The organism is Bradyrhizobium sp., assembly GCF_022844465.1.
Taxonomy (GTDB): domain Bacteria; phylum Pseudomonadota; class Alphaproteobacteria; order Rhizobiales; family Xanthobacteraceae; genus Bradyrhizobium.
In genome coordinates, this window is the sequence record NZ_JALHLP010000007.1 from 163,307 (window position 1) to 172,040 (window position 8,734).

Consider the following 8,734-nt stretch of genomic DNA (forward strand, 5'->3'; position numbering starts at 1 on the left):
GGATGGCGAGAACGAGGGTGCCTTAACGGCGGAGTTTCAGCCGGCGCTAACTGCAAGTTGATTTGCCCGACGTGGCAAGGAGTTTGTTGCGCGATCAGTGTGGCATTCTGACACGACGGGCAAATCAGGAAATTCCTGTCCAACCCTCGCGCGAAAAATATTCCCCTTCCGTCGTCGGGCAAATCAGAACTAAAACTCCCGCCATCCTGTCCCGCAAAGAGGGGCGTCGGCCGTCGTCACGAGCGTCGGGACAGGTGGCGGTGGACGCGGCAGCGTCGGGCGCGAGCGGTGTTCGCAGGGCGGATGCTTCCGTGAGCGATTACCGGCCGCGCGGACGACCGGCGCTTAAACGCTCCCTCCGGAATGTCGAGCCGTCGCACATGGCGGTTCGGCGGGTTCTGGCGGGGGAAGCTGCGGACGGCAAAAGCGTGTGGTCCTGGCGCCCGTGGCTGGCGTCAAGCCGGCGGAGATCGTGTTGGCCCGACCGGGTTCGCGCGATTGTCAATCCGCAGGCGACGGAGACAAGACGAATTCGTCTCCAAGAGCGCGCCATAAGCCGTTAAAACTATTGCGCAGGGAAGGCCGGGTGTTCCGGCGCACCTGCGGTCCGCGTGTGCATTTTGTGCACACGACTGCGGGTATCGTGGGCACCCGGCCTTCCCTGCTCCCTCTTTTTTTCACGGAGAGACAAACCATCCGCACAGCTCGGGCGCACTCGGCGCGGCGAGCGCGCAAAGCCGCGTCCGGGACAGCGCCTTGCCTTCTCCCTGCCCCATCGCTGACGCCCCATCGCTGACGCCCCCTCCCTGGCAGCCGCCGCCGATGGAACCGAAACCGGCGGTTGGCGTTGCCGAGGTCGAACACTTGCAAGGAGCTGAACATGAGCCGCGGATTTCCTTCGATGACCGCCCTATTGGGATTGCTGGCGGTCGCCGGCTACCAGAACCGCGACAAGCTCGCGGAGATGTTTCGCAATTCGGGCGCGGGCCAGCCCGGGGCGGGCGCGGGTGCGGGTGCGGGCGACCCGATCGGCAAGGTCGTGGGCAACCTCAGCGGGATGCTGGGCGGCGCCGGCGTCGGCGGGCTGTTGAGCGGGGGCATCGGCGAACTCCTGGAAAAGTTCAAGCAGAACGGCGCTGGCGACACGGCTGAATCATGGATCAACCAGGGCCCCAACAAGGAGGTCTCGCCGCCGCAGCTCAAGCAGGCGATCGGCCCGGACGTGCTGGCACAGCTGGAGCAGCAGACCGGGCTGTCGCAGGACGAGCTTCTGGCGAGGCTGTCTCGCGAGCTGCCAACGGCGGTCGATCGCTACACGCCCGAGGGCCGCCTGCCCTCGGCTTAAGAGATGTAGCTGGCGTCAGTCGAGTCACTGGAATTCAACAAAGCAAGGAAGGGCGACATGGGTATCATCTGGACCATCATCATCGGCTTCGTCGCGGGCATCATTGCCAAGTTCATCATGCCCGGCGACAACGAGCCCTCGGGCTTCATCATGACCACCATTCTGGGAATCGTCGGCGCGTTCGTGGCGACCTTCCTGGGCCAGGCGCTGGGCTGGTACCGTGCCGGCGAAGGCGCGGGCCTGATCGGCGCCGTGGTCGGCGCCATCATCGTGCTGTTCATCTACAGCATGGTGGCGGGACGGCGCCGGGCGATCTAGCTCAGTTGCGAAAATCGGCCGACACCGTGCCGAGCCCGTCGAGCTGCATCGTCACGGAGTCGCCGGGCTCAAGCCAGATCGTCTTCACCAGGCTTCCGGTGAGCACGATCTGGCCGGCATGCAGGCCCGTGCCCTCCGCGGCCAGATGATTGGCAAGCCACGCCAGCGCGTGGTGCGGATGTCCCAGCACATCGGCGCCGACGCCGCGGCCGGCCTCCTTGCCGTTGACCATGGCGCGGCCCGCGACCTTGAGCAGGTCGGGCGCATCGGCGCGCGCGACCGGCTTGCCGATCACACAGCCGGCGGCGAAGAAGTCGTCGGCGATCAGCGTCGGCGCGCCCAGCGTCTCCCATTTGACATACCGGTCATCGACGATCTCGATCGCAGGATGATAGGCCTCGATCGCCTCGGCCACCCGCGCCGCGGCGAACGGCGCTTCGCCCGGCGCAAGATCGCGCGCCAGCCGCACCGCGATCTCGCATTCGACGCCGACTCGGACGTAGTCGCCAAACCGAAAGCTTGCGCCGCTCTCGTGCACGCCGGTTGCGAACACGCCGCCGCCGCAAGGTTGCGGAATGTCAAGATATTGCTGCATTACCGCGCTGGTGCAGCCGATCTTGTAACCGACCTGGCTACCCATCTGCGGCAGCAGCAGATCGTGCACCGCGCGCTGGACCTGATAGCCTTCCGCCGTGTCGCCAGGCGCCAGCTCAGGCGGAAGGGCGGCCAGCGGGGTGCGGTTGCGTCGGGCGGTGGCGATGATCCGGGCGGCCGCGAGAATCCTGTCCATCGGCGGCGGCTTTCTGTTGGCGGCCGCAGGCCCGGCCGCTGATGGCGCTGACGCGCCAGGAATTGCCCTATTCGTCGCGATAGACCTTCTCGCGCTTCTCGTGGCGCTCCTGCGCTTCCACCGAGAGCGTCGCGATCGGCCGCGCCTCCAGCCGCTTCAGCGAGATCGGCTCGCCGGTCTCCTCGCAATAGCCGTAGGTGTTGTCCTCGATGCGCTGCAGTGCGGCGTCGATCTTGGAGATCAGCTTGCGCTGGCGGTCGCGGGCGCGCAATTCGATGGCGCGGTCGGTTTCGGACGAGGCGCGATCGGCAAGGTCGGGATGGTTGACGTTCTCTTCCTGCAGCGTCTGCAGCGTGATCTTCGACTCCCTGAGGATTTCGTCCTTCCACGCCAGCAGCTTGGCGCGAAAATAATCGCGCTGGCGGTCGTTCATGAAAGGCTCTTTTTCGGTGGGTCGGTAATTCTTCAGTTTTTCCAAGGCCAGCCCAACTTCGCGTGCAAGGCGGGACGAAAAATGGTCCGTCCGCGCCGGCCTTATATAGCGGCGGGTTGTGACAGACAATATAGACCGTCGCCGTTGCGGGGACCGCAGCCAAGGCCTTGCACAGGCAAGATTATCGCGACCGGCCGCCACCTCGGCCGCCGGCGGGAGGCGCGCCTACCGAAGATCGCCCCTGCCCCTGATTCGCGCGCAGGAACCGCGGCGAAAGTTCAATCGGCCGCCGAGCCGCGCGGTCAGCGGCCTCACTGCCGAACCGGATCGAGGACGGTCGAATGGCCGTGATATTTCAAAGCCTTATGTGCAGAAACAGCCCAGCTAGAACTGCCCGGCCTTGGCGAGTTCGACTTCGACGCGCAATTCGATCTCGGACAGCACCGCATCGAGACCGGGATCGCCGGAGGAAGTCTTCAGGTGGGCGGCGGCATCGCGCAGCCGGTGCATCGTGGCGGCATCGAGGTTGCCGGACAGCAGCCCGATCTTGAGATCGTCGAGCACGTCGAGCGCGCCCTTGCCGCGCGCCACCGAACGCTTGCGGCGCTCGGTCGGGTCTTCGACGCCCTGCATGGCGAGCAGCGCATCGATATTGCCGGCGGCCTTGGGGGCGGCGACGGAGCGCGGTTCGTCGGGCGCCACCGGCGCTTCCGGCAGCGAGAAGCCGCTCGAACTGGCTCGCCGCGTGCTGCCTGCGGGCGATCCAAGCGTGGTGCCGTTCGGTCCGTAGATGCGCATCGTGCTGATCCCGCAGGGTGGGCGTTGCGGGAGCTTCGCCTCCTTATGGTTAACGGCGCGTAAACGACCCGGCAAAATCTGCCGATGGACGGCAATTTCGCCGGGCCCCGCAGGCCGCCGGCGGCGCGGACGTTCGATGAATATCCCGCAATATCAGATGGCTACGAGAAAATCGCGAGATGGCACGGCGCTCGCATGGTTAATGCCGGATCATCCGTCATGGGAGTGACGTTGCGATCCGCTCGAAGACCACAAGGGGAGCACAGGATGCCCGGCATCCGTTCGGCACGACTGTTTTGGGTGGCCTGCGCCGTTCTGCTGGCGCTGGCGCTGGCGCTATCGCCGGCGGACGCGACGTCGCGGATCAAGGACCTCGCCAATATCGAAGGCGTGCGGCAGAACCAGTTGATCGGCTATGGCCTCGTCGTCGGTCTCAACGGCACCGGCGACACGCTGAACAACATTCCCTTCACCAAGCAATCGCTGCAGGCGATGCTCGAGCGCATGGGCGTCAACATCCGCGGCGCCACCATCCGCACCGGCAACGTCGCCGCCGTCATGGTCACCGGCAACCTGCCGGCGTTCGGCACCCAGGGCACGCGGATGGACGTCACGGTTTCCGCGCTCGGCGACGCCAAGAATTTGCAGGGCGGCACCCTGCTCGTCACCCCCCTGCTCGGCGCCGACGGCAATGTCTACGCGGTCGCGCAAGGCTCGCTCGCCATCGCCGGCTTCGCGGCCGAAGGCGCCGCCGCCAGCGTCACCCGCGGCGTGCCGACCAACGGGCGGATTCCCAACGGCGCCATCATCGAGCGCGAGATCGAGTTCGCGCTCAACCGCCTGCCCAATGTGCGGCTGGCGCTGCGCAACGCCGATTTCACCACCGCCAAGCGCATCGCGGCCGCGGTCAACGATTTCCTCGGCGTCAAGACCGCCGAGCCGATCGATCCCTCCACCGTGCAGCTGGCGATCCCCGCCGAATTCAAGGGCAACGTCGTCGCCTTCCTGACCGAGATCGAGCAATTGCAGGTCGAACCGGATCTCGCCGCCAAGATCGTGATCGACGAACGCTCGGGCATCATCGTGATGGGCCGCGACGTCCGCGTCGCCACCGTCGCGGTGGCGCAGGGCAACCTCACCGTCTCGATTTCGGAGAGCCCGCAGGTCAGCCAGCCCAATCCGCTGTCGCGCGGCCGAACCGTGGTGACGCCACGCACCGGCGTCAGCGTGACCGAGGACGGCAAGAAATTTGCGGTCGTGAAGGACGGCATCTCGCTGCAGCAGCTCGTCGACGGTCTCAACGGCCTCGGCATCGGTCCGCGCGACCTCATCAGCATCCTGCAGGCGATCAAGGCCGCCGGCGCGATCCAGGCCGACATCGAGGTGATGTGATGGAAGCGAACATGGTTCACGGCATCGGCGGATACGCGAAAGCCAGGTCGTCAATAATCAACGGCCGCAGCGATCCGCAGCTCGCCGAGGCGCTGAGCAAGGTTTCGCCGGAAGCGCAGAAGAAGACGCGCGCCAAGGCCCAGGAGTTCGAGGCGGTGTTCCTCAACTCGATGTTTTCGCAGATGACCACCGGCGTCAAAGGGGACGGACCGTTCGGCGACACCACCGGCACCGGGGTCTGGCGCTCGATGCTGACCGACGAGTACTCGAAATCCTTCGCCAGATCCGGCGGCATCGGCATCTCCAACGACGTCTTCCGCACCCTGATCCTGCAGCAAGCCAACCGCGCCGGCTGACCAGAAGGAAATCCAGTATGAGCGAGCCTCCCCAAGCAAGGCCTGCGGCTGCAAAGGCGATTTCGACGCCGGCGGAGGCGCGCAAGCTCGCCGAAGACCTGATGGAAGTGATGAGCGCGCTGCTCGGAATCATCGAACGTGAGACCGAACTGGTGCGCGCCGGCAAGGTCGCCGAGGCGATGCGGCTGGAGCAGCAGAAGGGCGAGCTATCGCGCCGCTACATGATCACGGTGGAGCACCTCAAAAACGCCCAACAATATCTGGCGAAGGTTTCGCCTGACTTGCTGGCCGCGCTGCGGAGCCATCACGACACCTTCCGCGCCATGCTGCAGATCAATCTCACGGTGCTGGCGACGGCGCACGCGGTGTCAGAAGGCATCGTGCGCGGCGTCAACACCGAGATCCAGCGCAAGAACATTCCCAATACCTATACCGCGTCGGGGCAGCGCGCCGCGCCAGGTCCACGCAACATGACCCCGCTTTCGGTCAGCCGCTCGCTGTAAGGCGATCGCTACATTTTTAGCTAAATTGCAGCACCGGCGTCATCCGGAAATTCAGCGTGTTCCCTTACTCAGCATTGAGGGGTGCCGGGCCATATTGCCATCGACGAGGGGTTGGGATTTGACTCGAAGGAAGCCTGGAGGCTGCCATGAGTACAGATTTCAGCATCAAACCGGTGGGGGCACCGGTTGCCGCGCCGATCGTTCAGCACGCGAGCGAGACGTCTCAACGTGCGGTGCCGACTGAGTTGCCGGCCAGCCAGACCGTCTCGGCGCCGGAGACGACTGCGCGCCTGCGCCTCGATGCCGACCCTGTCCGCGCCTCCCTCTCGAAGCCGGTATCGAACCAGGTGGTGATCGATCAAGACGCGCGCGCCGTCGTCTATCAGGTCGTCGACAACCTGACCGGCCTGGTGGTGAAGCAGTTTCCCGAGGAAGCCGTGCTGCGCCGCCGCGCCTATTTCCTGACCCTCGACCTGACCAAGGAACTGCCGACGCGTCTGCGCGAAACCGACCGGACGGCTTGATCCGGCATCATTTGGCGCGGGCCGCGTAGGCGCTGTCGAGATAGGTCTGGCCGCTCGCCGGATCGGTGACGACGTTCTTGACCTCCGCCTTGCCGAGCGCGGACAGCTTGAACTTGGTGTCGCCGATCCGGAACGAATTGTCCTTGATCAAAACTTCCTGGAACTTGTTGGTGCCGCCGCTCTGATACTGCACCTTGGCGCGAAACCCCGAGACGTTCGTGATCGTGAACTTGAACGTCTTGTTGTCAGGATACTTGCCGGTCCAGTTGCCCTCATAGAGCGCGGGATCGACCGGCACATAGGGGGTCTTCGACGGAACGGTCAATCCCACCGCCTTGTAGTTGGCCGTGATGATGCCCCAGATATCAGCCATGTCGGCGCGCCAGCTCCACCGCGGTCAGCCGCGGCCGGACAGGCCGGCGGCAAGGTTGCAGTTGATGTCGATCAGCGGCTTCAGCTTTGCCGGATCCGGATCCATCTGCATGTCGACCGTCTGCTTCATCACGAACACGCCGATATTGGCGATGTTCTGCCGGACCTCGATCGGTTGCGGATTTTCGTTGGCCTCCACGGCGCTCATGAAGATCGACCAGAGACGGCGATTGAAGATCAGCGCGTTGTGCATCGCCGTGTCGGGACCGCTCCAGTTGGATTGAACATCCTGCAGTTGCCGGGCAGCCTTCAGAAGCGCCTGCGCTTCGATTTCGCGGGCCGATGTGGTCGTGTGCGACGTGCGGGCGTAGGCTTGGGCTGCGTTGGACATTCATGACCTCGATGGGAGCGGTACTTCACCGCGGGACTTCAGGGAAAACGCCCTAACTTCATACAACTAGCGCCTTTAAATATGGTTAATGGCGATTACCCATTGTGGCGCCGGCCCGGCTGGAATGCGTGTTCTTGGCAGCATGATCGGCACTGGTTCCGATGCAATTAAGATCGAAGCTCAAGTTTTCCACTTCGGCACATTCTGTTCGCGCCAGCGGTGCTCAAAAAAAACGGCGGGGTTTCCCCCGCCGCCGGAATCGTTGACGTCATGGAGCTTACCGCAGCAGCTGCAGCACGCTCTGTTGGGCCTGGTTGGCCAGCGCCAGCGCGGACACCGCGATCGACTGGCGGGTCGACAGCGCCTGGCTGTTGGCCGCTTCCTCGTTGGTGTCGGCCAGCGTCAGGTTCGACGAGCCGGTCTGCAGCACGTTGATCAGGTTCTTGGAGAAGTCCTGGCGGATCTGCACGATCGACAGGTTGGAACCCAAGGCAGACGCCTGCGTGCGCAGCAGGGTCGAGGCGCTGGTCAGGCTGCCGACAACGCGGTTGGTGGCTGCGTTGTCGATGAAGTCGGTGCCGTTGACCAGGTTGGCGAGGCCGAGACCGGCGGCGTTGAAAGTGACGCCGGTGATGTTCAGCGTCGACTTGCCGGTTTCGTTGAACGTCAGCTTGAGCTGATCGCCGCCCAGCAGATTGATGCCGTTGAACGACGCGTCCTGCGAGGTGGTGGTGATCTGCGACAGGATGCCGTTGAACTGGCTCACCAGGTTGCTGCGGATCGCCTGCGCCGACGCGTCGGCAACCGGAGCCGTTGCGGTCGAGAAGGTGATTGTGCTGGTGAGCGTGCCGCCGAGCACACCGCCCGAGGCGATCGACCCGAGGGTCGAGGACGCATATTCGTTGACGGTGGTGATCGTCAGCCTGCCGGTCGAGTCCAAGGTCGCATTCAGGTTGTTGGCCAGCAGCGAGGCATTGAGCTGTTCGAGGGTCTTGACCGTGCCGCCGGTGCCGTCGCCAAAGGTGACGTTGACGGCGGTGCCGCCGTTGAAGGAGGTGAAGGTCAGGTTCTTGCCCGAAATGCTGCCCGCCGCCGCGGTGCGACCCGCGTTGAACGAGGTATTCGTTCCGGTGTTGCCGGTAAGGCCGAGCGCCGAGAGCGTGTTGCCAGTGCCGACGATGGCGAGATCCGCCGTCGTTCCGGTGGATATCTGCAGCGCGCCGCTCGAGTTGATCGACGAGTTGGTCTGGCCCGCGGCGGTGGTCACCGTCGCCGTGCCGCTGGCGTTGACCGCGGAACGAACCCCGGTCGCCAGGTCGATCGCCTTCAGCACGTCGGCGATGGTCGCCGCCTGCAGGAAGACCGTGGAATTGCCGCTGCCGTCGGTGACGAGGTTGCCGTTGACGCCGGAGCCGGCGGCGACGCCCGCCGCCAACGGCGTCGGGGCATTCTTGAAGGTGACGATCTTGCCGTTGACGTTCAGCGTGGAGCCGTCCTGGATCAGGTTGCCGA

General features: G+C 64.7%; 12 protein-coding genes. 6 read left to right on the plus strand and 6 right to left on the minus strand.

Features of this window, described 5'->3' with window-relative positions; all coding sequences use genetic code 11:
- Positions 1-880 precede the first annotated feature (880 nt).
- On the plus strand, positions 881-1,345 hold the full coding sequence (locus tag Q0D31_RS14350) for a YidB family protein (protein WP_291851917.1): 465 nt from the start codon (positions 881-883) through the stop codon (positions 1,343-1,345).
- Between the two features lie 57 nt (positions 1,346-1,402).
- Entirely contained in the window at positions 1,403-1,663 is a 261-nt protein-coding gene (locus tag Q0D31_RS14355; protein ID WP_291851920.1) for a GlsB/YeaQ/YmgE family stress response membrane protein, read from the plus strand.
- 1 nt (position 1,664) lies between these two features.
- On the opposite strand, the gene Q0D31_RS14360 is transcribed toward Q0D31_RS14355, so the two are convergent.
- The 3 genes from Q0D31_RS14360 to Q0D31_RS14370 all read right to left on the minus strand — a co-directional run bounded on the left by Q0D31_RS14360 (position 1,665) and on the right by Q0D31_RS14370 (position 3,684).
- Positions 1,665-2,453: a fumarylacetoacetate hydrolase family protein gene (locus Q0D31_RS14360; protein WP_291851922.1), complete on the minus strand. Its 789-nt coding sequence runs from the start codon at positions 2,451-2,453 to the stop codon at positions 1,665-1,667.
- A gap of 67 nt (positions 2,454-2,520) precedes the next feature.
- Positions 2,521-2,886 (minus strand): RNA polymerase-binding protein DksA, encoded by a 366-nt coding sequence (gene dksA / locus Q0D31_RS14365; RefSeq protein WP_092509290.1) that lies wholly within the window; start codon positions 2,884-2,886, stop codon positions 2,521-2,523.
- 384 nt (positions 2,887-3,270) lie between these two features.
- Positions 3,271-3,684 carry a flagellar assembly protein FliX gene (locus tag Q0D31_RS14370; RefSeq protein ID WP_291851934.1) on the minus strand — a complete coding sequence of 138 codons (414 nt, stop codon included), beginning with the start codon at positions 3,682-3,684 and terminating at the stop codon, positions 3,271-3,273.
- A gap of 267 nt (positions 3,685-3,951) precedes the next feature.
- Here Q0D31_RS14370 and Q0D31_RS14375 point away from each other — a divergent pair, with 267 nt between their 5' ends.
- From Q0D31_RS14375 to Q0D31_RS14390, 4 genes are all read left to right on the plus strand, one after another.
- Positions 3,952-5,076, plus strand: coding sequence for a flagellar basal body P-ring protein FlgI (locus tag Q0D31_RS14375; RefSeq protein WP_291851937.1), 1,125 nt, complete (start codon positions 3,952-3,954; stop codon positions 5,074-5,076).
- Between the two features lie 11 nt (positions 5,077-5,087).
- Positions 5,088-5,432 carry a flagellar assembly peptidoglycan hydrolase FlgJ gene (flgJ, locus tag Q0D31_RS14380; protein ID WP_291851940.1) on the plus strand — a complete coding sequence of 115 codons (345 nt, stop codon included), beginning with the start codon at positions 5,088-5,090 and terminating at the stop codon, positions 5,430-5,432.
- 17 nt (positions 5,433-5,449) lie between these two features.
- Positions 5,450-5,935, plus strand: a complete 486-nt coding sequence (locus Q0D31_RS14385) for a hypothetical protein (protein ID WP_291851943.1) — start codon at positions 5,450-5,452, stop codon at positions 5,933-5,935.
- A gap of 146 nt (positions 5,936-6,081) precedes the next feature.
- On the plus strand, positions 6,082-6,459 hold the full coding sequence (locus tag Q0D31_RS14390; RefSeq protein WP_291851946.1) for a hypothetical protein: 378 nt from the start codon (positions 6,082-6,084) through the stop codon (positions 6,457-6,459).
- A gap of 7 nt (positions 6,460-6,466) precedes the next feature.
- Here the strand turns inward: Q0D31_RS14390 and Q0D31_RS14395 are convergent, their stop codons facing one another.
- From Q0D31_RS14395 to Q0D31_RS14405, 3 genes are all read right to left on the minus strand, one after another.
- Positions 6,467-6,832: a hypothetical protein gene (locus Q0D31_RS14395; RefSeq protein WP_291851948.1), complete on the minus strand. Its 366-nt coding sequence runs from the start codon at positions 6,830-6,832 to the stop codon at positions 6,467-6,469.
- A 24-nt stretch (positions 6,833-6,856) separates the two neighbouring features.
- Positions 6,857-7,222: a flagellar biosynthesis regulator FlaF gene (gene flaF, locus Q0D31_RS14400; protein ID WP_291851951.1), complete on the minus strand. Its 366-nt coding sequence runs from the start codon at positions 7,220-7,222 to the stop codon at positions 6,857-6,859.
- A 277-nt stretch (positions 7,223-7,499) separates the two neighbouring features.
- On the minus strand, positions 7,500-8,734 hold a 1,235-nt coding region (locus tag Q0D31_RS14405; protein WP_291851954.1), incomplete at its 5' end, for a DUF1522 domain-containing protein.